Source organism: Kiloniellales bacterium (assembly GCA_030066685.1).
Taxonomy (GTDB): domain Bacteria; phylum Pseudomonadota; class Alphaproteobacteria; order Kiloniellales; family JAKSBE01; genus JAKSBE01.
Map to the genome: position 1 here is coordinate 1 of JASJBF010000011.1, position 25,482 is coordinate 25,482.

The window sequence follows — 25,482 nt, forward strand, 5'->3', positions numbered from 1 at the left end:
TCCGCCCCACCGTCTTCGCCGACGTCAGCAACGACATGACAATCGCGCGCGAGGAGATCTTCGGCCCGGTGCTCTCGATCATCCCCTTCGAGACCGAGGAGGAGGCGGTCGCGATCGCCAACGACACGACCTACGGCCTGACCAACTACGTGCAGAGCGAGGACGGGGCGAAGCGCAACCGGGTCGCCCGGCGGCTCCGCTCCGGCATGGTCGAGATGAACGGCCAGTCGCGCGGCGCCGGGAGCCCCTTCGGCGGGTTCAAGGCCTCCGGCAACGGGCGCGAGGGCGGCGTCTGGGGCCTGGAGGACTTCTGCGAGGTCAAGGCGGTCAGCGGCTGGGGCGCGTGACGGGGCCCGGCGGGGCCGGGTAGCGGAGCCTCCCGGGCCACATCCGGACCCGCCGCGCGAAGGAGGGAAGGCGCCGGCACGGCCCGGGTCCCGCGCTGAGCCGGCGCCCCGGGCCTGGCGTCATATCCGGAGGTTCCCGTGGACTACGAAGCCGAATCGATCGAGCGCGCGGCGCTCGCCGATCTCCAAGCCGCCGCTTCGCCCGAGCTGGTCGAGGCGCTGGGGCTTCAGGCCCTTTCGCTCGGCGCGGCGCTGGTGTCGCTCGCCGGCGGGCTGCCGGCCTCGGCGATCGTGATCAACCGGGCGATCGGCCTCGGGCTCTCGCAGCCCGAAACCGAGGACAGCGTGGCCGCGCTCCTGGCCGCCTATCGCGCGGCCGGGGTCCGGCGCTACTTCGTGCAGCGGCACCCGGCGGCGCGGCCGGCCCGGCTGGTCGACTGGCTGCACGCCGCGGGCCTGCAGAAGGTGCGCGGCTGGCAGAAGTTCAGTCGCGGCCGGGAGGCCGCGCCGAAGACCGAGACGGACCTCAGGATCGAGCAAGTCGGTCCCGAGCAGGGCGCGGCCTTCGGGCGGATCGTCTGTGACGCCTTCGACCTGGGAGACGCGGCCGTCCCCTGGCTGGCAGGGCTCCCCGGGCGCCCCGGATGGCAGGTGTTCATGAGCTTCGACGGGGAGGAGCCGGCCGGCACCGGAACGGTCTTCGTCGAGGACGGTCTCGCCTGGTTCGATTTCGGGGCGACGGCGCCGACGTATCGCCGCCGGGGCAGCCAAAGCGCCCTGCTGGCGCGGCGCGTTCAGCACGCCCTCGACCTGGGCTGCCGCAAGCTCTTCACCTGCACGGGCGAAGCGGTGCCCGGCGATCCCCAGCATTCCTATTCGAACATCCAGAGGGCCGGATTCCGGGAGGACTACCTGCGGGAGAACTACGCACCCCCGAAGCCCTGATACCAAGGAGCGTTGATAATGACCCATTTGATGGCGTGCGGCGACCCGCCGGGCAGGCGCGGCCCGCGGCGCGATGCCATCGCATCGGGCAAGGGTCGGAACGCACCCGGCGGGTCGCCGCACGCCACCGCAGGCCGGGTTTGATTGACCGGCCGCTGCGTTGCGCTCCGCCTACGGTACATCGCACCGCTGCGCGAAGCGCGCCTGACGGGCGATCAAGCAAACCCGGTCAAATGACTCATTATCAACGCTCCTTGGTATGAGCCTCCCTCCCCGGCCGTCGAGGCCGCAGGCCGTCGCCCAAGACGGGCGGCGCCGCGCCGGGTCAGTAACCCGGCCGGCAGCCGTGCTCGCAGCCCTCCTTGTCGCTCATGTGAAGGAAGCGAACCACCGTCGCGCCGGGCTCGCGCAGCGGATCGGTGGCGAGCGAGAGCACCCGGGCATCGAAGGGCGCGTGGTATTCCGCCACGATCTCGCCGAAGGCGTTGCGCTGCAGCGCCACGCGCTGGCCCTTGGTGACCGGTTGCTTGAGCTCGACCAGCACCTCCGTGAAGCCGCCGACCTCTGCGCTCAGGGTCTCGAAGTAGTTGCCGACGAAGGTCTCGACGCCGAGGTCTTCGATCTCGCCGTCCAGCATCTTCATGTCGACCATAACGTTGCGGATGCCGCGCTTCGCGCGGTCGATGTGGTCCCACTCGTAGACCTTCGGGGCGCCGATCTCGAAGGTGACCGCCGGGATCCCGGCCTCGACGAAGGCGTACTCGACGGTGCCCTCCAGTCCGGTGTCGATCTTGACCATGTCCGGCTGGAGGGCCTCCGCCAGGCGCTTGATCTTGGGATTGCGGTAGTCGGCGAAGACGTAGAGCGGATAGTCCGTGCCGCGCGACTGGGTGTGCATGTCGATCGCGGCGTCGACGTTGCCCTCGTAGACCTGGGTCCAGAGCCTGTTGGTGTAGCGCTCACCCGGGTTGCTGGACGACGCGTCTCCGGGCATGAGCCGGTTCAGGTTCGTGGCCGAGCCGCCGTCGGCGCTGTAGTGATAGAGCCGGCTGTGCAGGAGCATGCCGGAGGTGTTGATGCCGGGCAGCGCGATGACCGCGCCGCGCAGCGTCGCCGGGTCCAGCTCCTCGAAGAGCCGCTGGATCACCGCGACGCCGTTGAGCTCGTCCCCGTGGATCGCGGCGTTCAGCAGCAGGCCGGGGCCCTTTTCCGCGCCCTTGGCGACCATCAGCGGGACGTACCAGCGCTGTCCGACGTTCATATCGCCGGCGGCAAAGAAGAACTTGTGGACCTTGCCGCCCTCCAGGCTGGCGACGTCGAGCTTGGCGATCACCGGCTTGCCGTCGATGACGTCGCCGGTCATCTGGGTCTTCGCCGCGGCCGGCCCGGCCGCAAGGGCGAGGGCCGAGAGCACGGCCAAGAGAACCCGAGTCTTGCACATGACCTTCCTCCTCCCGATCAAGTCGCGCGTCTCCGCCCATTCGGCAGCGCACGCAAGGGTCGCAATTCTTGCCTGCAACTGCCCGTTTAAATTGCCCCTGGATGCCATGCGAAGTGTCCGCTTCGCCGTGCCGCTAGGCGCCCTGCCGATCACGCCGTGAGCCGGTGGCTGCGGTACTCGCGCGGCGTGACTCCGGCCCAGCGCCTGAAGGCGCGGGTGAAGTGGGCGGAGTCGGTATAGCCCAGGTCCAGGCCGATATCGGTGATGCGGATGTCGGCATCCGCGAGCAGACGGGTGGCGGCCCGGTAGCGGGCCTGGTCGACGATCTGGAAGTGCGTGAGCCCGTGCTGCGCCAGCCGGCGCTGGAAGGAACGCACGGAAAGGCCGGTCAGTCCCGCCATCGTGCTTATCTGCGGCGGCCCCTCGAGTTTCAGCAGCGTCTCGGCCAGCTGCCGCAGCGCGTCTATGAAGCCCTGCGCGGGCGCCGTCTGCCAGAGGCGCGCCTGCTCTTCCTGCCGGGCCTGCGGCGGACCGGCGCGCCACCGCAAGGGCTGCGCGAGGAGCGTGCGCGGCACGGCGATGGCGGTGCAGCTCTGCCCGATGCGGATCTCGGGATCGCCCAGCGCCTCCCGCAGCTTGCACCCCGGCGCCTCGGTCGCCTGCAGGCGGACCTTGGCCGGCCGCCAGGACGGGCCCATCCCCATGCGCACGTGGTCGATCAGCCGCATCAGAACGTATTGCTCCATCTGCCAGCGACCGATCTTGGGACCGCGGAAGCGGCTGCGGCAGAACCAGACCTCCTCACCGGCCGGGATCAGCCAGATGTGGGCGGCGGAGGTGTGCAGGTGAAGCAGGCGGCAGCTCGTCTCGAAGGCCTGCTTGATGGTAGGCGCGCTCGCGATCACCTTCCCGTAGGAGCCCAGAGTCTCGATGCTGCTTTCCAGCCCGACCCGCAGTCCGAGGGCCCGGTTGCCCAGACGTCGAGCGGCCTGTCCCAGGAGCGCATAGATGTGCTGCGTGGGAATCAGGTCGTCCGGATGGCAATAGTGCCACGGCGGCAAGTTCCCCTGCCTCAGCATCTCCTCGGCCGACAGGCCGAGCCGCTCCAGCGTATCGGTGACGTGGATCAGCTGGCCCGCCCGTGTAAGCGCAATGGTTTCCATCTGATACAGCCCCCCTCGGCGCCGCAGCTCTGCGGCCGGTGCTGTCGCGACACTCCGAGCCCCCGGCGATCACGGGGACCAGGCGTGGACACTTGGCCGGTACCGCTTGTCGGTGTTTTCGAGCTTGGGACCGCCGGACGACCCGCTCGACGACAGGCGGAAACGACCAATTCGCGCCGGACACGACACCTAGCGGCAACGACATCGCGTCAGCTATCCGCTGCGCGAAGAACCGTTATCCGCCTTGCGAAAAACCGTTATCCGCTTCGTGCAAGGCCGCTCCGAGCGCGGGCGTTTTCCAGAGATCCGAGCAGCCCTGACGGGAGCAGGGCAGCGGGCGTGGGAGCAAAGCCGGCGCGCGAATCCCGGCGGCAAAGCTGCGCCCGCCCTTTCGACCGGCGAGGCCGCGGAAGGCCTTCGGGACGCGGGTTATGCCCGAAGTCGCAGGAGCCTGCGCCCGGGTCGTCTAGAGAGCGCTCGCCCGGTCCCCGGCGTGTCGGGCGCGCACGACAGCCGAGATCGTTGACCGGACCTTAGATTTTCGAAGCCATAGCGGGCTGCGGTCCGCATGCCCTGGCGCGTAATGGCAAGCCTTTTTTGGCGGCTATTGGCAAGCCTCCCGTCAATGGTCCGAAAGCTGCCTTGGGAGGGGCCGGCGTGGAGAGCGAGGGACAGCATGGATCGCCGCTTTGGTCGATCTCGATGGATGACATCGGGGAGCTCCAGGAGGAGGCGACCGCCGTCGGTTGGGACATCCTTTACACCCAGAACGAGGCGGGAAGCCTGGACGGCACCTTGAAGGAACTCAGGCTTCCGGGCCTCATGGTCGCCCACGAAGTCTACGGCCGGGACTTCGTCTTCTGCGCCAGCTTGCCGAAGGACTTCACCCCGGCCCTCTTTCCCTTGCGGCCGAGGGACGGCGTTCGCCTGAACGGCCTGCCCTACGCCGCGGGCGACATCTTCATGCCGGGCGAGGTAAGCGAGATTGCCTGTGGCGGCCCGCAAGGCGTCGACCTGATCACCCTCCACCTCGAGCCCGAGTCGATGAGCGATCTCTCCGCCATGCTCGGAGAGGACATGTTCGACGATCTTCTTCGCTGGGCGATGCTGCGGCATCGGGGCGACCCCCGGCAGAGGATAGCCTTCGAAGGTCTCCTGGCCTCCCTGCTGCAAGACGCGATGTGGCCGCCGGGGGCCAACGCCAATCGCATAGAGGCTTTTCGCGACAAGATCGTCACCGACTTTGCGGCCCTGCTCGAGGACGCCCTTCCCAGGGGTGTGCCGTCCCGCAGCGGACGTCGCAGCGTCTGGGTGCGCTACGCCCGTCAGGCCCGAGCCTACCTGGACGGCAATCTGGACCGGGCCGTCTCCCTCGCCGAGCTGTGCCGGGCCACCGGGACCAGCGCCCGCACGATCCAGTATGCCTTCCGCGACCACTACGGCGTGGCGCCCCAGGTCTACCACCGAGCCCGGCGACTGAGCGCGGTGCGCCAGTCCCTTCAGCAGCGGTGGCCCGGCGAGACCACGGTCACGGACACGGCCTTCGACCACGGCTTCTGGCACCTCGGCCGCTTCGGCAAAGCCTACAAGCTCCGGTTCGGCGAATCGCCTTCGGAGACCCTGGCGCGACGGCCCCTGCGGCCCGGGCCGACGAGCCCCTTTTCCTATAGAACGACGACCGCGTCCTTTCGGCACCAGATCGGACCCCCTTCGGATCGAAGCGGCAAAGTGACTCCCTTCAGGTCTTGAGATTCGGATCACTCCGAATGCTCTCGAAGAGAGTCGCTCCGTAGCGTCGGACCCACGAAGCCAAGCGGCGCTCGGGCGCCGGCTTCAGGGCCCCTCGATGCGCCCGGTGGCGAGCACCTTCCTCTGCACTGCCGTGCTCTGGCCGCGCGCGGCCCGGCGCCGCGGTCCGCAGGCCGGCGAATTGCAGCCGGAATCCAGACTGCTGTATGATCGCGACCGGCGGCATCGCGACATCGACGCGGGAGCGATCTCATGCAGCCGATCAAGGATCTGGTGAACGTCCTTCAGATGGACCCGGGCCGCTTTCAGCCGGACCCGGCCTTTGCCTACCGATCCGTCCGGGACTACGTCCTGGACCAGCAGTTCCTGGCCCTGCTGGTCGGGGCCGTCGCGCTCGGCCTGCCTTTCGCCATGCTCTTCGGCGTGCTGGTCGGGACCTGCTTCTACGATTCGATCAGCCACTTCTACTATTCGCAGTTCTTCGGCGACGTTCTGGTGATGGCCCTGGCCTTCATCGGAACCTTTCTGATCGCCTACCGCGGCGAGAACTTCTGGGAGAATCGGCTCGCGACCCTCGCCGGTTTCTGCGCCTACGGCATTGCGGTCTTCCCGACCTCCGGGCGCGGCTGCGAAGAGAAGGCCTTCGCCGGCCGGGCCCTGGTGGACCTGCTGGCGCCTTGGAAGACCGAGCCGGTCACCGTCGTCCCCGCGACCAGGCTCGGGCAGTTCTTCGAGCTCTTTGCGAACGTCAACGTCCTTCACTTCGGCAGCGCCGCCCTGTTGTTCGCCTTCCTGGCGTTCTATTCCTTCTATGTCTTCACGCGCGTCATCCCGCGGGAGCAGACCGACGCGGAGGGGCGGCTCACGCCGGTGAAGCGGCGGCGCAATCGAATCTACATCTGGTCCGGCTGGGTCATCGTCTTTTCCATGCTCGCCATGGCGACAAACGCCCTGGTCTCCTACGTCACCGGGGAATCCTGGGCGTGGTGGACCGCGGTCAACGCGACCTTCTGGTTCGAGGCGCTCGCGCTCTGGGCCTTCGGCGTCTCCTGGATGGTGAAGGGGCGGTTCTGGAAGGCGCTGCTGGCCGACCCGCGCGACCGGACGGCGGCGGCCCCGGCGACGGCCTGAGGCCGGGGCGGCGGTCCGCCGGCCGCCAACCCGGGAATTCCGCCGCTCCCTCGGCGGACCCGAGGCCGTTACGGGCAAAGCAGCGTCTGCAATTCTTCCATCGACGGCACGACGCGTCCGGCGCCGACCTCGCTCAGAGCCTCGCCGTGGCCCGGGCCGCAGTGGCTGCCGCCGGTGAAGCCGATCACGGACATGCCCGCGGCCATGCCGGCGGCGACCCCGGCCAGACTGTCCTCGACGACGACGCAGGCCTCGGCCGCCACGCCTAGACAGGCGGCGGCGTGAAGGAAGAGGTCGGGGGCCGGCTTGCCGCGGGGAACCTCGACGGCGCTGTAGATGTGCGGTTGGAAGCGCCGGTAGAGACCTGCCGCGCCCAGAGCGGCTTCGAGGCGCTGGGGATCGGAAGAGGAGGCAACGCAGGCCGGGACCCGTAAGCGGTCCAGCAGAGGCACCAGCCCCGGCATGGCCTCGGTCCCGTCGGCCAGGGCCGCGGTGACCCGGGTCTTCACCTCGTCACGCAGGGCGACGGGCAGCGGGCGGCCGGAGTCCTTCTCGACCTCGCCGAACATGTAAGCGGCCGAGCGACCGATGAAGCGCCGGGCGATCTCCTGCGCGGTGATCGGGAAGCCGTGGGCGGTGAAGACCTCGGCGCCGACCCGGCAGACCAGCATCTCGCTGTCGATCAGCACGCCGTCGCAGTCGAAAATGACGAGGTCGGGAGCTGATGACCGGTGTTGCATCTATCGATATGACACGCGTTCCTGGAACCCTGCGTCTGTCATGCCCGGGCTTGACCCGGGCATCCATCGGGCCGCCCGCACAATGGATTGCCGGGTCAAGCCCGGCAATGACAGATTTGCTGAGGCAAGCAAGGAGGCGACAGCACCCCTGCATCGAGGCCGCGGTTGCGCGCTCCTGCCGCGCCGCTCAGGCCTCCAGCTCGCTGTCCCAGTAGAGGAAGTCGTTCCAGCTTTCGTGCAGGAAGTTGGGCGGGAAGGAGCGGCCGTTCTCCTGCAGCTGGTAGGCGGTCGGCTGGGCCGGCGGGCGCAGCAGCCGCAGGCCGCAGTCCTGCAGCCGCCGGTTGCCCTTGAGAAGGTTGCAGGTCTGGCAGGCCGTGACGACGTTGTCCCAGGTGGTCCTGCCGCCGCGCGAGCGCGGCACCACGTGGTCGAAGGTCAGGTCCTCCGAGGGGAAGTCGGTCAGGCAGTACTGGCACTCGAAGCTGTCGCGCAGGAAGACGTTGAAGCGCGTGAAGGCCGGCCGCCGGTCCAGGTGGACGTATTCCTTGAGCGCGATGACGCTGGGCAGGCGGATCTCGAGGCTGGGCGAGCGCACCACGCGGTCGTATTCGGAGACGATGTTGACCCGCCCCAGGAAGGCCGCCTTGACCGCTTCCTGCCAGGGCCAGAGCGACAGGGGGAAGTAGCTGAGCGGCCGGAAGTCCGCGTTCAGCACCAGCGCCGGATATCCTTGCGCTGCAGCAACCATTCCCCGCACCTCACGTCCCGTTTCGACCGGGGCCACGACACCCGTGAAAGTGAATAGTGGATAACCTTCGTAAAGACAAGATTTACCGGCAGTTACCCCCGAAGGGTTTAACAAAAGCTCCTTATTTCACAGCGTTTAATCCAAGGGATCGCGCGCTTGTGACTGGCGCCGGGGCAGGGTAATTCACTTATCCGGAGCAGGATCCAAGTCTTACAGGAGATCGGCAAGAATATGTCACAGAAACTCCAAGCGGGCGCGGAAATGCCCCGATTCGCCCTGCCCGCCGTCGCGGGCGGCGAAATCCAGGTCGGCGGTCCCGGCCGCTGGCAGCTGGTGGTGGTCTACCGCGGCCGGCACTGCCCGAAGTGCAAGGCCTACCTGGGCCAGCTGGAGGCCCTGAAGGCCGACTTCGCCAAGATCGGCACCGAGATCGTCACCCTGTCCTGCGACCCGCGGGAGAAGGCGGAGGCGACCGTCGAGGACTGGCAGCTGAGCCTGCCGGTCGGCTACGACCTTTCCATCGCCCAGGCGCGCGACCTGGGGCTCTACGTCTCGGAGCCGCGGAGCGCCCAGGAGACCGACCGACCCTTCGCCGAGCCGGGGCTCTTCGTCGTCAACCCAGAGGGCAGGGCCCACATCATCGACATCTCCAACGCCCCCTTCGCCCGCCCCGACCTGGCCCAGATCGCCGGGGCGATCGGCTTCATCCAGGACAAGGACTACCCGATCCGCGGCACGGGCTAAGGGGCGCAGGGCGAAAGTCGCCGTGCCGCACGATGCGGCGGCCGCCGGACCCCAGGTTTCCCAATCCCTGGCATGACGAATTGCGGGGCGACGGCAAAGCGCCGATCCACTAGGCTTGCGGCCATGAGAGCCGCGATCTCCCGCCTGCGCGGCGCCGGTGGCCTGGGCGACTGGCGCCGCGAAGACGTTCTGCTGCTGCTGATGGCCAGCGCGGTGCCGCTGTCCTTCGCGGCCTGGCAGGCGCTGCTGAACAACTTCGCGGTCGAGCGGGCAGCCTTCACCGGCGCCGAGATGGGCATCCTGCAGAGCCTGCGCGAGGTGCCGGGCTTCCTCGCCTTCGCGGTGGTCTTTCTGCTGCTGATCCTGCGCGAGCAGACCCTGGCCTACCTGGCGCTGCTGCTGCTCGGCCTGGGCACCGCGGTCACCGGCTATTTCCCCAGCGTGGCCGGGCTTTACGTCACAACCGTCATCATGTCGCTGGGCTACCACTACTACGAGACGGTGCAGATCTCGCTGTCCCTGCAGTGGATCGAGAAGGCGCGGGCGCCCGAGACCCTGGGCCGGATCATCGCCGCCGGGTCCTTCGCCTCCATCGTCACCTTCGGCCTGATCTGGCTGGCCTTCGACCTCGCAGGGCTGGACTTCCACTGGGTCTACCTGATGGGCGGCGGCCTGACCGTGGCGATCGCCGTCTTCGCCTGGATCGTCTTCCCGCGCTTCGAGGAGAAGGTGCGCCAGCACCGCCACATGGTGCTGCGGCCGCGCTACTGGCTCTACTACCTGCTGACCTTCATGTCGGGGGCGCGGCGGCAGATCTTCATCGTCTTCGCCGGCTTCCTGATGGTCGAGAAATTCGGCTTCACGGTCGGCGAGATTACCCTGCTGTTCCTGCTCAACGCGGTGATCAACGTGGTCATGGCGCCGCGCATCGGCCGCCTGATCGGGCGCTGGGGCGAGCGGCGCGCGCTGATCTTCGAGTACCTCGGCCTGATCCTGGTCTTCGGCGCCTACGCCTTCGTCGAGAACGCGGCCCTGGCGGCCGGGCTCTACGTGGTCGACCACCTGTTCTTCGCCCTGGCGATCGCGATCAAGACCTACTTCCAGAAGATCGCCGATCCCGCCGACATCGCCGCCACCGCCGGGGTCAGCTTCACCATCAACCACATCGCCGCGGTGGTGATCCCGGCCGCCTTCGGCTTCCTCTGGCTGGTCTCGCCGGCGGCGGTCTTCCTCTCGGGCGCGGCCATGGCGGCGGTCTCGCTGGCCCTGTCCCTGCTGGTCCCGCTGCTGCCGCGCCCGGGCAACGAGACGCTGCTCGCCGAACGCCGCCCCGCGGTGCCGGCCGCGGCGGCGGAGTAGGACTGGGCCAAACCCGGGTCCCCTCACCCTCCCACCGCTTCGCGGCGGGCCCCTCCCTCTCCCCCGGGGAGAGGGATGTGGAGGCTTGGCGCGGCCGAAGGCCGAGCCTTAGCCGGAGCTGGGTGAGGGGTGGGGTCTATGCCGGGCGGCGGGCCTTGAGGGCGGCGGTCAGGGTTCCGTCGTCAAGGTAGTCGAGCTCGCCGCCGACCGGGACGCCGTGGGCCAGGCGGGTGACCGAGACCCCGCTGGACGACAGGCGTTCGGCCACGACGTGGGCCGTGGTCTGGCCGTCGACCGTGGCGCCGAGGGCCAGGATCACCTCCTCGACCTCGGACGCCGCGGCGCGCTCGACCAGGGAGCCGATGCGCAGCTGCTCGGGCCCGCGGCCGTCGAGCGCGGAGAGCGTGCCGCCCAGGACGTGATAGCGGCCCTTGAAGGCGCCGCTGCGCTCCAGCGCCCAGAGGTCGCCGACCTGCTCGACCACGCAGATCACCCCCGGCTGGCGGCGCGGGTCGGCGCAGATCCCGCAGGGATCGACGGTGTCGATGTTGCCGCAGCGGCTGCAGGTCCGGATCGCCTCCCCCGTCCGCTGCAGCGCCGCGGCCAGGGGCAGCAGGAGCTGCTCGCGCTTGGCGATGAGGTGCAGGGCGGCGCGGCGCGCCGAGCGCGGCCCCAGGCCGGGCAGGCGCGCCAGCAGCTGGATCAGGGTCTCGATCTCGTTCTTGGTCACGGGAACGCCAGGGTGGCCGCAGCAGCCCGCCTCAGAAGGGCAGCTGGAAGCCGGGCGGCAGGCTGAGGCCGCCGGTCAGCTTCTTCATCTCCTCGGCGACGTGGGCCTCGACCTTGGCCTTGGCATCCGCGGCGGCGGCGACGATCAGGTCCTCCAGGACCTCGATCTCGCCCGGATCGACGATCTTGGGATCGATCTTGACCGCGCGCAGCTCGCCCTTGCCGCTCATGGTGACCTGGACCATGCCGCCGCCGGAAGCGCCGGTCATCTCGGCCTCGGCCAGCTGCTGCTGCATCTCGGCCATCTTGGCCTGCATCTCCTGCGCCTGCTTCATCATCTGACCGAGGTTCTTCATGCCTCCGCGTCTCCTTCCTTGGGCGCGGCCGCAGCCGCGCCGGGCTCGGGTTCGGCCGCCGCCGCGTCGGCCTTGCGGCGGACGGCCAGAAGCTCGGCGCCGGGAAAGGTCTCCAGCGCGGCCTGCACCAGGGGATGCTGCAGGACCTCGTCGCGCTCCGTCGCCTCGGCGGCCCGGCGCTGCTCGGCCAGGGTCGGCGCGCCGGCCTCGCCCTCCGAGACGCTGACCATCCAGCGCCGGCCGGTCCAGTCCTGGAGCAGCCGCCCGACCGTGCCCGCGAGCTTCGGCGGCGCCAGCTCGCCGGGGCGGAACTCCAGAATGCCCGGGGCGTAGCGGACCAGGTGCACGTGGTCGCTGAGATGGACCGCCAGCTTGCCCTCCTTGCGGTCCCAGAAGAGCCGAATCAGGCCCTCGAAGCTCTCGGGCACCGCCGCGGTCGCGGCCTCGGGCTGCGCCTCGGCGCGCGCCCGGGTTTCGGGGTGATCCTGCGGGGCCGGCTCGGGCGCCGCCTGACGGGCCAAGGCGGCGGCGCCGCCATTGCCGCCGCCGGTCGAAACCGGCGCCCTCGCCGCCCCGGTCTTCGGGCCGCCGCCGGTCGCGGCCTTGTCGCCCTCCGCAAGCTGGCGAACCAGGGCCTCCGGCGTCGGCAGGTCGCTCATGTAAGCCAGGCGGATCAGCACCATCTCGGCCGCCTGCAGGGGCCGCTCGGCGGCCTGGGTCTCCTGCAGGCCCTTGAGCAGGACCTGCCAGGTCCGGGACAGCACCGGCAGGGACAGGCCCTCGCTCAGCGCCTTGCCGCGGGTCCGCTCGGCCTCCGGCGTGCCGGGGTCTTCCAGCATGGCCGGCACGACCTTGGCCCGGGTCAGGAAGTGGGTCAGCTCCAAGAGGTCGGACAGCAGGGTCGCCGGGTCGGCGCCGGCGGCGTACATGTCGCTCAGCAGGGCCAGCGCCTCGGGCAGCTTGCCGCGCAAGGCCGCCTCGAAGAGGTCGAAGATCCGGGTCCGGTCGGCGAGGCCCAGCATCTCAGTGACCCGGGCCGCGGTCACGTCGCCGCCGGTGTGGGCGATGGCCTGGTCGAGCAGCGACAGGCCGTCGCGCGCCGAGCCGTCGGCCGCCTTGGCGATCAGGGCGATGGCCGCGGGCTCGGCCGCGACCTCCTCCTTCTCGACGATGGCGGCGAAGCGGTCGCGCAGCACCGCCTCGTCGATCCGCCGCAGGGTCAGGCGCTGGCAGCGCGACTGCACGGTGATCGGCACCTTGCGCAGCTCGGTGGTGGCGAAGATGAAGACGACGTGCGGCGGCGGCTCCTCCAGGGTCTTAAGGAGCGCGTTGAAGGCGCTGGTCGAGAGCATATGCACTTCGTCGATGATGTAGACCTTGCGCCGGGCCGAGACCGGACGGTAGCGCACGCCCTCGATCAGCTCGCGGATGTCGGCCACGCCGGTGCGGCTGGCGGCGTCCATCTCGATGACGTCGACGTGGCGGTCCTCGGAGATCGCCGTGCAGTGCTCGCAGAGCCCACAGGGCGCCGCCGTCGGGCCGCCGCCGCCGTCGGGGCCGACGCAGTTGAGCGCCCGGGCGATGATCCGGGCGGTCGTGGTCTTGCCGGTGCCGCGCACCCCGGTCAGCAGGAAGGCCTGGGCGATGCGGTCCTGGGCGATGGCGTTGGTCAGGATCCGGACGATGGCCTCCTGGCCGGCTAGCTCGGACAGGCGGGTCGGGCGATACTTACGGGCCAGCACCCGGTAGGCGCCCTCGGGCCCGTCCTGGCCCCGGGGCAGATCTGGCGGCAGGTCCTGCGCCTGCGGCGGGTCTGGGCTCTCGGAGGCGCTCATCCGGTGCTTCGCTCGCGCTGTCTTTCGGCTGCCCAGTATAGTCGTCCGACCGGCCCTCTGTCGAAGCAAGAGGCGTCGGCGGCGAGAAGAATGGGGCCCCGGACCGGGTCCCGTGGACAGGAGGCGGGAGGCTGGACGAACGACCCGGACCGAACTCGTTACGGCTGCTTCCTTCCGGATCTGACCGGGTTGGCGAGGGGTCCGTCCGCCGCCAACCTCCCGGGCCTATATATCAGCCGCCGGCCCCGCCGGCGCAAGCGATTCCCGACCCTCAAGCGCCGCCTTTGCAGGCTCCCGGATCGGCGTCGAAGAGGCAGTCGGCCAGGCGCTCGGCAATGATCGGCGCCAGGGCCGCCTTGAGGCTGCCGGGATCGCCGGGGTCGGCCAGCAGGAGGCGGAAGGGTCCGAGCTCGACCTCGCGCGTGGTCTTGAGCTTGCGCGGGTCGCGCAGGGTGAAGGTGAAGGACATCAGGGTGAAGGACTTCGGGTCCTCGGGGTACTTGAGGATCTTGCGGGAGCGGACCGCGACGTCCAGGCGCTTGCCGGAGGTGCAGGACAGCAGGTCCAGGTCGTCGATCAGGTTGTGCGCCTCGTTGTTGCGCACGACCTCGAAGCTGTAGGGCCTGCGCCCGTCCTCGGGCGCCAGTTCCTCGAGCACCTCGCCGACGGTCTCGGAGATCCGCACCGGCCGGAGGCGCCGGCCGGCGCCCTCGGGGTCGGTGTAGATCCAGATCCGCGGCTGCTGTCGGAAGCCGATCAGGCAGCCGAAGGACTGCGCCCGGACCTCGACGGTCAAGCCCGGCAGCAAGATGACAGCGAGCAGACATGCGGCCATGACGGAGCGGGCCATGGGCCTGATCCCCTTATTGTTCTTGTCACCCCCCAGGGCGGCCGCCTCGCCCGACCCATCCGATAGACTGCGACGGACGCGGTCGGCGCGCAAGGGGTCGCGCCGGAATCCGACCCTGAGCCAATGGGGAACCCCGCCAGGCCGACTTGCTCCGGCGGGCCCACCGCAGCAGCCAGGCGCTTGACTCACGCGAGTCCGGAATTTAGTATACCGATCAGTATACTAAAGGAGCCGAAACGATGCGAGCGATTGTGAGCGATCCGACCTCGGCGGCGAAGGACCGCCTCGAGCGGTGCTATTCCGGCGGTGCGTGCGACTGGACCCGGATCTATCGGCCGAAGAGGGAGATGCTGAACTTCGCGAGCCGCTATCACCTGGTCTATCCGGCGCTCGCTTACTTCGTCGAACTCAAGCGGGATCCAAGCCAGGCCGAGAGGCTGCGGCCACAGCTGGATGCGATCTATCGCGGCCTTCTCGAACCGAGGTGCTGGACCTACTGGCATAGCGAGCTCGGCGAGCAGACCTGGCCGTTGCAGGAACGGAACCTGACCTATGCCGGGCGTCTCGCGACCTTCATCGGGTTCTACATCGACGCCTTCGGCGCGCCGCCGGCCGACCGCATCGAGCTCGAGGGGCGTGCGACGACCTATGAGGAGCTCTCCCGCGGACTCTGGGAACAGATGACGGTATCGCCGAGCTGCGGCGTGAGCTGCTACCACCACCAGTCGATGGTGATGTGCAACGCGCACATGCTGATCAACAACAGGCTCCACGATCGCCTCTTCGGGACCGATTTCGCCGCCGCGAACGCCAGGTGGCTGGCAACCGTCGAGGACCATCTGCTGAGCGGCGAGGAGACCGGCCCGCTGTTCTACTTCGGCACCCAGCCGGACAAGCCGTTCCCGCTGGTCGAGAAGCGTGCGCTGGGCGCGGACATCTGGGCGCTTTTCCTGATGAGCGGGGTCGTGCCGGATCGCGTGACGACCTGGTTCGAGCGCTGGCAGCGGAACATCGTCTCCGCGGGCGGCGGCGCCTTCGTCCGGGTCGCCGACTGGGAAGCCGAGCAGGAGTTCTCGTCGAACGAACTTGCCACGGCCTGGGCCTTCTGCCTGGCCAAGGAACTGGGGCAAAGGAGCCGGGCGGAACGTCTACGACGGTATCTTGTGCCAAGGGTCGAGGATGGTTTCGAGCTCGATCCCTACAATACCGGTCTGTTCCTGCTGGGCGAAGGCCTGGAAGCAGGCGCCTTCCACCGGCTGATCAACGGCCCGCTTGGAAGAGCATAGTGCGCGGCATACCGGCGGAGACCCGAAGGCGCATCCTCGAAGCCGCAGCGGATCTGTTCTATGCCAAGGGTATTCGCGCCGTCGGCGTCGACGCCGTCGCTTCGGCGGCAGGGGTCACGAAACGGACCCTCTACCTACATTTCGACAGCAAGGACGATCTGATCGCGGCCGTCCTGGAGGCGCGAAACGAGCCCGTCCTCGCCGGCTTGATCAAGTCGATGAATCGGGTCTCCGGTGGCCTTGCAGCGCAGGTCGAAGGCTTGTTCCGGGCCTTCGCCCGGCAGGCCGGCAATCCGAAATGGCAGGGCTGCCCCTTCGCCCGCGCGGTCTCGGAACTTCGCGAGACCCCGAACGAAGCCGTCTCCGACATCGCGGCGAAGCACAAGCGGGCCTTCGAGGAATGGCTGGCGGGTCACCTGGCATCCCACGGCGTCAATGAGCCGGCCCGGCTCGCCCGGCAATTGATGGTCTTGCTTGACGGCTGCATCACCCAGATCCTGATCCATCGCGATCCCGCCTATGCGGAGGCGGCCGCAGATGCGGCGGTCGAGCTGGTCGAGCACCGACTGTCCGACAAGCGTAAGGCCGACTGACGCAGGGTTGCGCAAGGGCGCTGATTGCCCGGCGTCGGAAGCTGTGCCACCTTCGCCTCGGCATGCCCGATCCCGACCACCGGAAGCCCAACTTCTATGCCAGCGGCGGGCTGGACCGCGCCCACGACAGGCGCGGCGACCCGTCCTGGCTGGCCGAGCGGCTGGCCGACCCGCGGACCCTGCTGGTGCCGGTCTGGCGCCAGCGCAACCTCTTCCTGCAGGTCGAGGTGCCGCGGGCCCGTTTCCTGCGGACCGACGAGGCCGGGCACCTGGTCGAGCAGTCCGCCGGCCTGGCCCTGCTCGGGCTCTACGAGGAGACGGCCTACATCGCCCTCGACCTGACGCCCCTGGAGGCGCCCGAGCCGGGGCCGGCGCTGACCGCCGACAGCGCCTTCCAGGACATCCGGGCGGTCGGCCCCCTGCTGGCCCATTGGGAGGGCGCGCTGCTGGCCTACGCCCGGGGCATGATGTACTGGCATTCGCGGCACCGCTTCTGCGGCCTCTGCGGCCATCCGACCGAGAGCCTGGAGGCCGGGCACCTGCGCCGCTGCCGCAATCCGGACTGCGGCACGCCGCATTTCCCGCGCACCGATCCGGCGGTGATCATGCTGGTCCATGACGGCGCGCGCTGCCTGATGGGCCGCCAGGCCGTCTGGCCGGCCGGCATGCACTCGACCCTGGCCGGCTTCGTGGAGCCGGGCGAGAGCTTGGAGGACGCGGTCGCCCGCGAGGTCGAGGAGGAGAGCGGCATCCGCGTCGACGAGGTCCGCTACCATTCCTCCCAGCCCTGGCCCTTCCCCTCCTCGATCATGCTCGGCTTCCACGCCCGCTACGCCGGCGGCGAGCTCGTGGTCAATCCCGATGAGCTGGAGAGCGCGCGCTGGTTCACCCGCGACGAGCTGCTCAACTCGCCGGAGGACGACAGGCTGCGCCTGCCGCGCCGGGACTCCATCGCGCGGCGCCTGATCGAGGACTGGCTGGCGGGCTGACGGCCGCCCCGCGCCCGACCGATGGGCCGAGACGAGCCCGATACTCCGGATTCAGTCGAACGGCTCCAGCCGCCGCTCGAGCACGCCAGATCTCGGAACTACCGATCCAATTAAAATTTAAAGTCGTATATATTTGGTGATTTTCTAACATTGATTGCCGGACTATGCTCGAGAAACACCTTAGAGCGTAACACCTACATGATAAGACAATCACTGATTGTCACGAGTGAGATCCTGAATGACAGATCCTTGACAGGGAGAACCAAAATCATGCGCACATGCTTCGCGTTCGTCGCATCGCTCTTGACCCTCGCGATTGCGGAGGGATCGGCCCAAGCGAAGACCGAGCTGACCGGCGACGTCATCGACGGCAAGCCGGTGATCTCCAAGCTCGACGTGGCCAGCCTGGAGGGCGGCAAGCTTCACAAGTTTTTCTTTTCCCCCGGCGACACCAACATCGGGCACGGCTACTACGTCCCGATCATGGTCGCCAAGGGACCGAACGACGGCATCCGCCTGCTGCTGAATGCCTCGGTACACGGCGACGAGCTCAACGGCATCGCCGTGATCGAGCGGATCTTCGCGAAGCTGGATCCGGAGTCCTTGACCGGCGCGGTCGTCGCGATACCCGGCGTCAACCCCTCCGGTATGCTCCACGACAGCCGGTACTATCGCGCCAGCACCGACGGTGGCGCGACAGAGGACCTCAACCGGCTGGCGCCCGGCAAAGAGGGCTCCAGCAACCCGGCCGAGCGTTACAACGACAAGCTCTGGTCGCAGATCTACGACGGCAACGTCGACTACGCGATCGACATGCATACCCAGTCGCGCGGCACGGAGTATCCGCTCTTCGTCTTCGCCGACTTTCGCAATCCCAAGATCCGGCGCATGGCCGAACTGCTGCAGCCGGACATGATCAAGATCGACAAGGGGCAGGAGGGCACCTTCGAGACCACCTTTGTCGAATCCGGGGTTCCCGCCGTCACCTACGAGATCGGCAGCCCGAAGAAGTACCAGTGGGACTACATCGAACACGCCCAGAAGGGCATCCGCAACGTGATGGTCGACCTCGGCATGCTGCAGGGCGAGATCGAAGACCTGGGAATCGAGACCTTCGTCGGCAACGAGTACAGCACCGTGCGCGCAGACGTCGGCGGCTTCACCGAGGTGCTGGTCGAGCTCAAGGAGGAGGTCAGCAAGGGTCAGAGCGTGGCCCTTCAGCGCAACGCCTTCGGCGAGCTCAGGGCGGAATACGAAGCGCCCTTCGACGGCCGCGTGCTCTCGCTGGCGACCGATCCGGTCCGCGAACCGGGTCTGACCGTGGTGCGGGTCCTGCGCTTGAACGGCGAGGAGAGCTGCCGCTACGGCTGCTGAGCCGGCGCCCCGATGGCCTCCGCCGACCGCAAGGACGGCCGGGACGAGGCGGACCCGTGTGCACCGGAGCCGCGGCTCAACCGCCCCGGTACTCGCCGCTGCTGCGGAAGGGGTGGGCGGCGTAGACGCCGAGGATCTTGACCTCGCGGGAGAAGAAGCTCAGCTCCTCGAGGGCCAGGCGGACCAGGCGGTCCTCGGGATGGCCTTCGATGTCGGCGTAGAACTGCGCCACCGTGAAGTTGGCGTCGACGATGTAGCTTTCCAGCTTGGTGATGTTGATGCCGTTGGTCGCGAAGCCGCCCAGGGCCTTGTAGAGCGCCGCCGGCACCGAGCGCACCCGGAACACGAAGGAGGTGATCACCGGGCCCTGGTCGGACTCGGGATGCACCGGATCCTTGGCCATCAGCAGGAAGCGCGTGGTGTTGTGCTCGGTGTCCTGAACGTCTTCGGCCAGGCTGTCGAGGCCGTAGATCTCGCCGGCCAGGGCGGAGGCGATGGCGGCCCGGCTGGGGTCGCCCGCCGCCGCGACCTCTTCGGCCGCGCCCGCGGTGTCGGCACGAACCACGGGCTTGTAGCCATGGCGGCGGATGAAGTCCCGGCATTGCGAAAGGGCCTGGACGTGGCTCTGCACCGTCCGAATTCCCTCCAGCTGGGCGCCCTTGGGCGCCAGGAGGTGATGATCGACCCGCTGGAAGTGCTCGCCGATAATGTGCAGGCCGGACTCGGGCAGCAGGTGGTGGATGTCGGCGACCCGGCCGGCGCTGGAGTTCTCGATCGGGATCATCGCCAGGCGCGCCCGGCCGTCGGAGACCGCGGCGAAGGTGTCCTCGAAGTCCGGACAAGGCAGGGTCGTGAGATCCGGAAAGACCGCCCGGCAGGCCATGTCCGAATAGGCGCCGGCGACGCCCTGGAAGGCGATGAAGGGCTCGGGCTGAGGGGGTTCGGCCATGACGGGTCCTGCGGAGAAAGCCTTCTGGGCGGCTATTGGGGGCTATCCGGCCGAAGGTGCCATGAGCTCGCGGATCCGGGCCAGATCAACGGGAGTATCGACACCGAGCGGATCGCTGTCAATCAAGGCCAGGTCGATCCTGAGGCCGTCGTCCATGGCCCGCATCTGCTCCAGCTTGCGCTCCAGCTCGCGGGCCGAGGGCGGCAGGGCGACGAAGCGGGCCAGGGCCTCGCGGCGGTAGGCGTAGATGCCGACGTGGTGATAGGCGGGGCCGCCGTGCCCCTCGGGCAGCTTGCGCAGGAAATCCTGCGCCTGCGCGATCCGTCCGCCCCCGAAGTCGCCCAGGGCTTTGACCACATGGGGATCGTCGCGTTCGGCCGGGTCTTCGATCAGGACCGCCGCGGTCCCGATGTCGACCGCAGAGTCCTCCAGGGGCACCAGCACCGCGCGCAGAACCGCAGGGTCGAGGTTCGGCAGATCGCCCTGCAGGTTGACGACCACGTCGTGACGGCCCTCGGGGTCGACGAGCTGGACCGCCTCCCAGATCCGGTCGGAGCCGCTGGGATGATCGGGGCGGGTCAGCACCGCCCGGCCGCCCGCCGCCTCGACGGCGTCGGCGATCGCCTGCTCGGCGCAGGCCACCAGCACCGGGCCGACGTCGGCCTCCATGGCGCGAAGCCAGACCTGCACGATCATCGGCCGGCCGTGAATGTCGGCCAGCGGCTTGTCGGGCAGGCGCGTGGATGCCAGGCGCGCCGGAATGACGACGAGAGGAGTCATGTGAAAGGCGGGGCCGTGCTGTCTCGACTTCGCCGCAGAATAGGGTTGCCGGGCGCGCCGGAAAAGCGCTTTCGCCCAGGCCACGCAGTATTGAACGGGCCCCGGTCCGCCGGTATGGTCACGCCGCCGAAAATCAAAGAACCAGTGCATTCCAGGGGACGGGTATGGACTCCCTCGAACTGAACAAGATCGTCGCAGCCATCCTGGCCGCCGGTGTCATCGCCATGACGGCCGGCTTCTTCGCCGGCTTCGTCGTGCCGGTGGCGGAAGCGCCGGAAGAGCGAGCCTATGTCATCGCGACGCCCGGCGAGGACGAAGCCGTGGCCGATGCGGAACCAGCCGAGGCGGTCGAGGAGTCGGTCATGGTGCTGCTCGCCTCGGTCGATCCGGTGGCCGGCGAGAAGGTCTCCAAGAAGTGCACGGCCTGCCACAGCTTCGACGAGGGCGGCGCCAACCGGGTCGGGCCCAACCTCTGGGACATCGTCGGCCGTCAGATCGCCGCGGTGGAGGGCTACGGCTATTCCGATGCGCTGTCCGGCATGTCGGGCGAGATCTGGAGCTACGAGAGCCTGGACGCCTTCCTGGCCGCCCCCAAGACCTGGGCGCCGGGGACCAAGATGGCCTATGCCGGCCTGAAGAAGGTCGAAGACCGGGCCGAGCTGATCGCCTACCTGCGGAGCCTGAGCAACGACCCGCAGCCGCTGCCGGAGCCCGCGCCGGCGGAGGAGCCGGCCGCCGAGTCGGCCAGCGAGGGCACCGGCGAGATGGCGGCCGAAACGAGCGGCGAGATCGCCGCGGAGACGGAGCCGGACCCTGCCGAGGCCGCGGCGGAGATCGCCGAAGCGGCTGAGGGCGAGGCCGCCGGCGAAGCGACCGCCGCAGTGGCGGCAGCCGCGGCCGCCGAGACCCAGCAGGTGGCCGCCGAGGCCACCGAGACCCAGGAAGCGGCCGCGCCCGCGTCGGACGCCGCAGCCGGCCTCGGCGCGATGATCGCCGCCGCGGATCCCGCCGCCGGCCAGAAGGTCGCGCGCAAGTGCAAGGCCTGCCACACCTTCGACAGCGGCGGCAAGAACCGGGTCGGGCCGGCGCTCTACGGCGTTCTCGGCCGGGGGATCGCCGGCGTCGAGGGCTACAGCTATTCCTCGGCCTTCGAGGGCAAGGCGGGCGAGACCTGGAACTACGACAACATGGCGGCCTTCCTGGCCAAGCCCAAGGAGTGGGCGCCGGGGACCAAGATGGCCTTCGCCGGCCTGCGCAAGGAAGAGGACATCGCGGCCATGCTGGCCTACCTGCGCCAGCAGCACGACAGCCCGCCCGCCCTGCCGGAATAGGCGCCGCGGCCGTGCCGGCGGACGGCAGCGTAGACCGGCTGGAGGGCTATCTCGCGCTGGCCGAGCGCCTGGCGGAGCAAGCCCGGGCCGTCACCCGGCGCTGGTTCGCCGCCCCGCCGCCGGTCGAGGACAAGGCCGACGCCTCGCCTGTGACCGCCGCCGACCGGGAGGCCGAGGCGCTGATGCGGGCGGGGATCGCCGCGGCCCATCCCGAGCACGGCATCCTCGGCGAAGAATACGGCCAGGAGCGGGGCGACGCCGAGTTCGTCTGGGTCCTGGACCCGATCGACGGCACCAAGCGCTTCATCACCGGCCAGCCCTGGTTCGGCACCTTGATCAGTCTCACCCGGCAGGGCCGGCCGATCCTCGGTGTGATCGATCTCCCGATGCTCGATCAGCGCTGGACCGGCGCCCTGGGGCGACCGACCTTGCTGCGCCAGGGCGACAGCGTCGGCGAGGCCCGGACCCGGCCCTGCGCCGGGCCGGGCGCGGCGATTCTCGGCGCGACCTCGCCGGAAATGTTCCATGGCCAGGACGCCGCGGCCTACCGGCGCCTGCGCCAGGCGGTGAAGTTCCCGGTCTTCGGCGGCGAGTGCCTGTCCTACGGCCTGCTGGCGAGCGGCCGCATCGACCTGGTGCTGGAGGCCGACCTCGGGGTCTACGACTACCTGGCCCAGGTGCCGGTCATCGAGGGCGCCGGCGGCAAGATCACCGATTGGCGGGGCCGGCCGCTGACCCTCGGCTCCGACGGCCGGGTGCTCGCCGCCGGCGATCCGCGCCTCCACGCGGCCGCCCTGGCGCTGCTCGCCGGCGATTAACTTTTCGTCAACCCTATGGCCGGAGCCTTGCTTCACCGGAAAAAACACTCTAACTGCCTAGGCGTGCGCAAGACCAAGCCACCTCGAAGAGCGCTGTTGCGCCCGACCGGCGCCGCCCTGGCCCTGCTGCTCGCCCTGGCCGCACAGCCCGCGGACGCGGAGACCGAAAGCGCCGGCGGCGCGGAGGCCGGCCAGAAGATCCACCGCGCCCACGCCATCGCCATGCACGGCGAGCCCAAGTACGGCCCGGACTTCACCCACTTCGACTACGTCAACCCGGATGCACCCAAGGGCGGGACGCTGCGGGTCGGCACGCGCGGCACCTTCGATTCCTTCAATCCCTGGATTGCCAGGGGCACGCCGATCTCGCCGGGCGGCGACACGCTCCTGACCAAGAGTGCCGACGAAGCCTTCACCGAATACTGCCTGATCTGCGAGTCCGTGGAGTGGCCCGAAGATCGCTCCTGGGTGACCTTTCACCTGCGTCCCGAGGCCCGCTGGCACGACGGACAGCCGATCACGCCCGAGGACGTGATCTTCTCCCTCGATATCCTCAAGGCGAAGGGCCGGCCGATCTACAGGTTCTATTACGGCTCGATCGAGCGGGCCGAGAAGGTCGGGCCACGATCCGTCAAGTTCCATTTCGCCGAGGAGCAGAACCGGGAACTGCCGCTGATCGCCGGCCAGCTGCCGATCCTGGCCAAGCACCACTGGGAAGCGCGCGACTTCGAAAAGACGACGCTCGAGCCGCCGGTCACGAGCGGTCCCTACAAGGTCACCGACTGGGAACCTGGCCGCTACGTCGTCTACGAACGGGTCGATGACTATTGGGGCAAGGACCTGCCGGTCAATCGCGGCCGGCACAACTTCGACCGCCGCCGGACCAACTTCTATCGCGACGAGACGGTGATCCGGCAGGCGCTGAAGGCCGGCCAGCTGGACTATCGAGACGAGAACACGGCCAAGTCCTGGGCCAAGGACTACGAGGTTCCGGCCGTCGCTCGCGGCCTCCTAAAGATGGTGGCGTTCAAGCACGGCCGTCCGACCGGCATGCAGGCCTTCGTCTTCAATACGCGCCGCCCGGTCTTCAAGGACCGCAAGGTCCGGGAGGCGCTGGGCTATGCCTTCGATTTCGAGTGGACCAATCCGACGCTCTTCTTCGGCCAGTACACGCGCAACTACAGCTATTTCGGGAATTCCGAGCTGGCCTCGACCGGGCTGCCGCAGGGCCGCGAGCTCGAGATCCTAGAGCCCTACCGCGGCAAGGTCCCTGACAAGGTCTTCACGGAGGCGTTCCTGGTCCCCAAGACCGACGGGCGCGGCTGGCCACGGGAGAACCTGCTGAAGGCCGCAACACTGTTGGAAGAGGCGGGCTGGAAGGTCGACTCAAAGGGTGTCTTGCGCAATGCGGAAAGTGGCAAGCCCTTCGTGTTCGAGATGCTCCTGGTCAGCCCCGCGTTTCAGCGCATCGCCCTGCCCATGGCACGCAACATGAAGCGGCTCGGCATAGAGATGAAGGTGCGCCTGGTCGATTCCTCGCAATACATCAACCGGCTCAGAGCCAAGGACTACGACATGCTGTCGTCCGGTTGGGGCCAGAGCAGTTCTCCCGGTAACGAGCAACGCAACTACTGGTCGACCGCATCCGCCGATGCTGCGGGTTCGCGCAACTTTCCGGGGATCAAGGATCCAGTCATCGACGACCTGATCGAGCTTCTAATCCAGGCGCCAAGCCGCGAAGAGCTGATCTTCAGGACCCGAGCTCTGGACCGTGTCCTGCTTTGGGGTTTCTACATCATCCCGGCATGGCATCTGCAGGTCGATCGAATCCTTTATTGGGACAAGTTCTCCTACCCGGAGACGCCGCCGTCGGACGGCACATCGACCGACTTCTGGTGGTTCGATGAAGACAAGGCCGCCGCCCTCGGGGCGCAGATGCCGGGCACCCGACAGGGCAATGGGATCGCGGGCCAAGCGAGCCAGGGATTTGACGGGCGCAAGCTCTTCGGCCTTTCCTTCTTCATCGTCCTGATCGTCGCCGCCTGGTTCGCCTTCCGGGTTGGCAGCCGCCGACGGGACGAGGGGATTGCGGTGATCGAGTCATGACGGCCTACATCATCCGCCGGCTCTTCCTGCTGATCCCGACCTTGTTCGTGATCATGCTGATCAACTTCGTCGTCCTGCAGTTCCTGCCGGGCGGGCCGGTGGAGCAGATCATCGCCGAGATCACCGGCGAAGGCAGCGAGATCACGGAGCGCGTCACACGCGGCGGCCAAGGCGAGCTCTCGACCCAGACCTCGGGCCCGCAGGCCGGCGCGGGACAATCCGAAGGGCCGCGCGGGGCATATCGTGGGGCCCAGGGGCTGGATCCGGAATACATTGCCGAACTGGAGAAGCAGTTCGGTCTGGACAAGCCCTGGTACCAGCGCTTCTGGATCATGCTCGCCAACTACGCCGTCTTCGACTTCGGCGACTCCTTCTTTCGCGACCAGCCCGTGGTCGACCTCATCGTCGAAAAGATGCCCGTCTCCATTTCTCTCGGCGTTTGGTCCACCATAATCATCTATCTGATCTCCATCCCCCTGGGAGTCGCCAAGGCGGTACGCGACGGCACGGACTTCGACGTCTGGACATCGGGCGCGGTCATCATCGCCTATGCGATCCCGGGATTCCTCTTCGCCGTCCTGCTTCTGGTGGTCTTGGCCGGCGGTGTCTACCTGGATTGGTTCCCGCTTTCCGGCCTTACGTCGGAGGGCTGGGAGGATCTGTCCGTCATCGAGAAGGTGCTCGACTATCTCTGGCACCTGGCTTTGCCCGTCCTGGCCATATCCTTGAGCGGCTTTGCCGGACTCACGATGCTGACCAAGAACTCCTTCCTCGATCAGATCGGCATGCAATACGTCGCGACCGCGCGGGCCAAGGGCCTCGCCGAGCGCCGCGTGCTCTTCGGCCACGTCTTCCGCAACGCCATGCTGATCGTGATTTCCGGTTTCCCGGCCCTGCTGATCGGCATGCTCTTCACCGGCTCGTTTCTGATCGAAGTCATCTTCTCGCTCGACGGCCTGGGCCTGCTCGGCTTCGAAGCCATCTTCAATCGCGACTACCCCATCGTCCTGGGCACCTTGTATGCCTTCACCCTCTTCGGCCTGCTGCTGGGCATCATCACCGATCTGACCTACACCCTGATCGATCCCCGCATCGATTTCGAGACGCGGGAGACCTGAG

24 protein-coding genes and 1 other RNA gene are annotated in these 25,482 nt (G+C 68.4%); 14 read left to right on the forward strand and 11 right to left on the reverse strand.

Going from position 1 to position 25,482, the window contains the following annotated elements:
- On the forward strand, positions 1-347 hold a 347-nt coding region (locus QNJ30_08930; protein MDJ0943576.1), incomplete at its 5' end, for an aldehyde dehydrogenase family protein.
- Positions 348-485: 138 nt separating this feature from the next.
- Positions 486-1,292, forward strand: coding sequence for a GNAT family N-acetyltransferase (locus tag QNJ30_08935; GenBank protein ID MDJ0943577.1), 807 nt, complete (start codon positions 486-488; stop codon positions 1,290-1,292).
- Positions 1,293-1,617: 325 nt separating this feature from the next.
- Here QNJ30_08935 and QNJ30_08940 read toward each other — a convergent pair whose 3' ends face one another.
- Together QNJ30_08940 and QNJ30_08945 are read right to left on the reverse strand one after the other, a co-directional pair.
- Complete coding sequence (locus QNJ30_08940) at positions 1,618-2,733, reverse strand: succinylglutamate desuccinylase/aspartoacylase family protein (protein MDJ0943578.1); 1,116 nt, start codon at positions 2,731-2,733, stop codon at positions 1,618-1,620.
- A gap of 149 nt (positions 2,734-2,882) precedes the next feature.
- A complete protein-coding gene (locus QNJ30_08945; GenBank protein ID MDJ0943579.1) occupies positions 2,883-3,896 on the reverse strand; it encodes an AraC family transcriptional regulator ligand-binding domain-containing protein in 1,014 nt (337 codons plus the stop codon).
- A gap of 657 nt (positions 3,897-4,553) precedes the next feature.
- Between QNJ30_08945 and QNJ30_08950 the strand changes: the two genes are divergently transcribed.
- Positions 4,554-5,645, forward strand: coding sequence for a helix-turn-helix domain-containing protein (locus QNJ30_08950; GenBank protein ID MDJ0943580.1), 1,092 nt, complete (start codon positions 4,554-4,556; stop codon positions 5,643-5,645).
- Between the two features lie 252 nt (positions 5,646-5,897).
- Positions 5,898-6,776: a hypothetical protein gene (locus QNJ30_08955; protein ID MDJ0943581.1), complete on the forward strand. Its 879-nt coding sequence runs from the start codon at positions 5,898-5,900 to the stop codon at positions 6,774-6,776.
- Positions 6,777-6,844: 68 nt separating this feature from the next.
- On the opposite strand, the gene QNJ30_08960 is transcribed toward QNJ30_08955, so the two are convergent.
- Together QNJ30_08960 and QNJ30_08965 are read right to left on the reverse strand one after the other, a co-directional pair.
- On the reverse strand, positions 6,845-7,516 hold the full coding sequence (locus tag QNJ30_08960) for an HAD-IA family hydrolase (GenBank protein MDJ0943582.1): 672 nt from the start codon (positions 7,514-7,516) through the stop codon (positions 6,845-6,847).
- Positions 7,517-7,703: 187 nt separating this feature from the next.
- Entirely contained in the window at positions 7,704-8,264 is a 561-nt protein-coding gene (locus tag QNJ30_08965; protein ID MDJ0943583.1) for an HNH endonuclease, read from the reverse strand.
- 231 nt (positions 8,265-8,495) lie between these two features.
- On the opposite strand from QNJ30_08965, the gene QNJ30_08970 reads away from it, so the two are divergent.
- Together QNJ30_08970 and QNJ30_08975 are read left to right on the forward strand one after the other, a co-directional pair.
- A complete protein-coding gene (locus QNJ30_08970; GenBank protein ID MDJ0943584.1) occupies positions 8,496-9,008 on the forward strand; it encodes a peroxiredoxin-like family protein in 513 nt (170 codons plus the stop codon).
- Positions 9,009-9,131: 123 nt separating this feature from the next.
- Positions 9,132-10,367 carry an MFS transporter gene (locus QNJ30_08975; protein MDJ0943585.1) on the forward strand — a complete coding sequence of 412 codons (1,236 nt, stop codon included), beginning with the start codon at positions 9,132-9,134 and terminating at the stop codon, positions 10,365-10,367.
- Positions 10,368-10,503: 136 nt separating this feature from the next.
- Here the strand turns inward: QNJ30_08975 and recR are convergent, their stop codons facing one another.
- The 5 genes from recR to QNJ30_09000 form a co-directional block, all read right to left on the reverse strand.
- On the reverse strand, positions 10,504-11,097 hold the full coding sequence (recR, locus tag QNJ30_08980; protein MDJ0943586.1) for a recombination mediator RecR: 594 nt from the start codon (positions 11,095-11,097) through the stop codon (positions 10,504-10,506).
- A gap of 31 nt (positions 11,098-11,128) precedes the next feature.
- Positions 11,129-11,452, reverse strand: a complete 324-nt coding sequence (locus QNJ30_08985) for a YbaB/EbfC family nucleoid-associated protein (GenBank protein ID MDJ0943587.1) — start codon at positions 11,450-11,452, stop codon at positions 11,129-11,131.
- Positions 11,449-13,287: a DNA polymerase III subunit gamma/tau gene (locus QNJ30_08990; GenBank protein ID MDJ0943588.1), complete on the reverse strand. Its 1,839-nt coding sequence runs from the start codon at positions 13,285-13,287 to the stop codon at positions 11,449-11,451. Before QNJ30_08990 ends, QNJ30_08985 begins: the two co-directional genes overlap by 4 nt.
- A gap of 123 nt (positions 13,288-13,410) precedes the next feature.
- Positions 13,411-13,507, reverse strand: an RNA gene (gene ffs, locus QNJ30_08995) — signal recognition particle sRNA small type.
- Between the two features lie 51 nt (positions 13,508-13,558).
- Positions 13,559-14,137, reverse strand: coding sequence for a hypothetical protein (locus QNJ30_09000; protein MDJ0943589.1), 579 nt, complete (start codon positions 14,135-14,137; stop codon positions 13,559-13,561).
- Positions 14,138-14,376: 239 nt separating this feature from the next.
- Between QNJ30_09000 and QNJ30_09005 the strand changes: the two genes are divergently transcribed.
- From QNJ30_09005 to QNJ30_09020, 4 genes are all read left to right on the forward strand, one after another.
- Positions 14,377-15,423, forward strand: a complete 1,047-nt coding sequence (locus QNJ30_09005) for a hypothetical protein (GenBank protein MDJ0943590.1) — start codon at positions 14,377-14,379, stop codon at positions 15,421-15,423.
- Entirely contained in the window at positions 15,423-16,016 is a 594-nt protein-coding gene (locus QNJ30_09010) for a helix-turn-helix domain-containing protein (protein MDJ0943591.1), read from the forward strand. The genes QNJ30_09005 and QNJ30_09010 overlap by 1 nt, the downstream gene beginning before the upstream one ends.
- A gap of 62 nt (positions 16,017-16,078) precedes the next feature.
- Complete coding sequence (gene nudC / locus QNJ30_09015) at positions 16,079-17,005, forward strand: NAD(+) diphosphatase (GenBank protein ID MDJ0943592.1); 927 nt, start codon at positions 16,079-16,081, stop codon at positions 17,003-17,005.
- A gap of 270 nt (positions 17,006-17,275) precedes the next feature.
- Positions 17,276-18,379: a succinylglutamate desuccinylase/aspartoacylase family protein gene (locus QNJ30_09020; protein ID MDJ0943593.1), complete on the forward strand. Its 1,104-nt coding sequence runs from the start codon at positions 17,276-17,278 to the stop codon at positions 18,377-18,379.
- Positions 18,380-18,455: 76 nt separating this feature from the next.
- On the opposite strand, the gene QNJ30_09025 is transcribed toward QNJ30_09020, so the two are convergent.
- Together QNJ30_09025 and QNJ30_09030 are read right to left on the reverse strand one after the other, a co-directional pair.
- Positions 18,456-19,328, reverse strand: a complete 873-nt coding sequence (locus QNJ30_09025) for a prephenate dehydratase (protein MDJ0943594.1) — start codon at positions 19,326-19,328, stop codon at positions 18,456-18,458.
- A 42-nt stretch (positions 19,329-19,370) separates the two neighbouring features.
- On the reverse strand, positions 19,371-20,108 hold the full coding sequence (locus QNJ30_09030; GenBank protein ID MDJ0943595.1) for a 3-deoxy-manno-octulosonate cytidylyltransferase: 738 nt from the start codon (positions 20,106-20,108) through the stop codon (positions 19,371-19,373).
- Between the two features lie 164 nt (positions 20,109-20,272).
- On the opposite strand from QNJ30_09030, the gene QNJ30_09035 reads away from it, so the two are divergent.
- The 4 genes from QNJ30_09035 to yejB all read left to right on the forward strand — a co-directional run bounded on the left by QNJ30_09035 (position 20,273) and on the right by yejB (position 25,481).
- Complete coding sequence (locus QNJ30_09035; GenBank protein MDJ0943596.1) at positions 20,273-21,439, forward strand: cytochrome c family protein; 1,167 nt, start codon at positions 20,273-20,275, stop codon at positions 21,437-21,439.
- Between the two features lie 11 nt (positions 21,440-21,450).
- On the forward strand, positions 21,451-22,257 hold the full coding sequence (locus QNJ30_09040; protein MDJ0943597.1) for an inositol monophosphatase family protein: 807 nt from the start codon (positions 21,451-21,453) through the stop codon (positions 22,255-22,257).
- 96 nt (positions 22,258-22,353) lie between these two features.
- Positions 22,354-24,363 (forward strand): extracellular solute-binding protein, encoded by a 2,010-nt coding sequence (locus tag QNJ30_09045; protein ID MDJ0943598.1) that lies wholly within the window; start codon positions 22,354-22,356, stop codon positions 24,361-24,363.
- Positions 24,360-25,481 carry a microcin C ABC transporter permease YejB gene (yejB, locus tag QNJ30_09050; GenBank protein ID MDJ0943599.1) on the forward strand — a complete coding sequence of 374 codons (1,122 nt, stop codon included), beginning with the start codon at positions 24,360-24,362 and terminating at the stop codon, positions 25,479-25,481. Before QNJ30_09045 ends, yejB begins: the two co-directional genes overlap by 4 nt.
- Position 25,482 lies beyond the last annotated feature (1 nt).

Bases quoted from the DNA above. Each gene is read 5' to 3' on its own strand.
- QNJ30_08940 (MDJ0943578.1), bottom strand. From the start codon at position 2,733: ATGTGCAAGACTCGGGTTCTCTTGGCCGTGCTCTCGGCCCTCGCCCTT.
- QNJ30_08945 (MDJ0943579.1), bottom strand. From the start codon at position 3,896: ATGGAAACCATTGCGCTTACACGGGCGGGCCAGCTGATCCACGTCACC.
- QNJ30_08955 (MDJ0943581.1), top strand. From the start codon at position 5,898: ATGCAGCCGATCAAGGATCTGGTGAACGTCCTTCAGATGGACCCGGGC.
- QNJ30_08960 (MDJ0943582.1), bottom strand. From the start codon at position 7,516: ATGCAACACCGGTCATCAGCTCCCGACCTCGTCATTTTCGACTGCGAC.
- QNJ30_08965 (MDJ0943583.1), bottom strand. From the start codon at position 8,264: ATGGTTGCTGCAGCGCAAGGATATCCGGCGCTGGTGCTGAACGCGGAC.
- QNJ30_08970 (MDJ0943584.1), top strand. From the start codon at position 8,496: ATGTCACAGAAACTCCAAGCGGGCGCGGAAATGCCCCGATTCGCCCTG.
- QNJ30_08975 (MDJ0943585.1), top strand. From the start codon at position 9,132: ATGAGAGCCGCGATCTCCCGCCTGCGCGGCGCCGGTGGCCTGGGCGAC.
- QNJ30_08985 (MDJ0943587.1), bottom strand. From the start codon at position 11,452: ATGAAGAACCTCGGTCAGATGATGAAGCAGGCGCAGGAGATGCAGGCC.
- QNJ30_08990 (MDJ0943588.1), bottom strand. From the start codon at position 13,287: ATGAGCGCCTCCGAGAGCCCAGACCCGCCGCAGGCGCAGGACCTGCCG.
- QNJ30_09000 (MDJ0943589.1), bottom strand. From the start codon at position 14,137: ATGGCCCGCTCCGTCATGGCCGCATGTCTGCTCGCTGTCATCTTGCTG.
- QNJ30_09005 (MDJ0943590.1), top strand. From the start codon at position 14,377: ATGCGAGCGATTGTGAGCGATCCGACCTCGGCGGCGAAGGACCGCCTC.
- nudC (MDJ0943592.1), top strand. From the start codon at position 16,079: ATGCCCGATCCCGACCACCGGAAGCCCAACTTCTATGCCAGCGGCGGG.
- QNJ30_09020 (MDJ0943593.1), top strand. From the start codon at position 17,276: ATGCGCACATGCTTCGCGTTCGTCGCATCGCTCTTGACCCTCGCGATT.
- QNJ30_09025 (MDJ0943594.1), bottom strand. From the start codon at position 19,328: ATGGCCGAACCCCCTCAGCCCGAGCCCTTCATCGCCTTCCAGGGCGTC.
- QNJ30_09030 (MDJ0943595.1), bottom strand. From the start codon at position 20,108: ATGACTCCTCTCGTCGTCATTCCGGCGCGCCTGGCATCCACGCGCCTG.
- QNJ30_09035 (MDJ0943596.1), top strand. From the start codon at position 20,273: ATGGACTCCCTCGAACTGAACAAGATCGTCGCAGCCATCCTGGCCGCC.
- yejB (MDJ0943599.1), top strand. From the start codon at position 24,360: ATGACGGCCTACATCATCCGCCGGCTCTTCCTGCTGATCCCGACCTTG.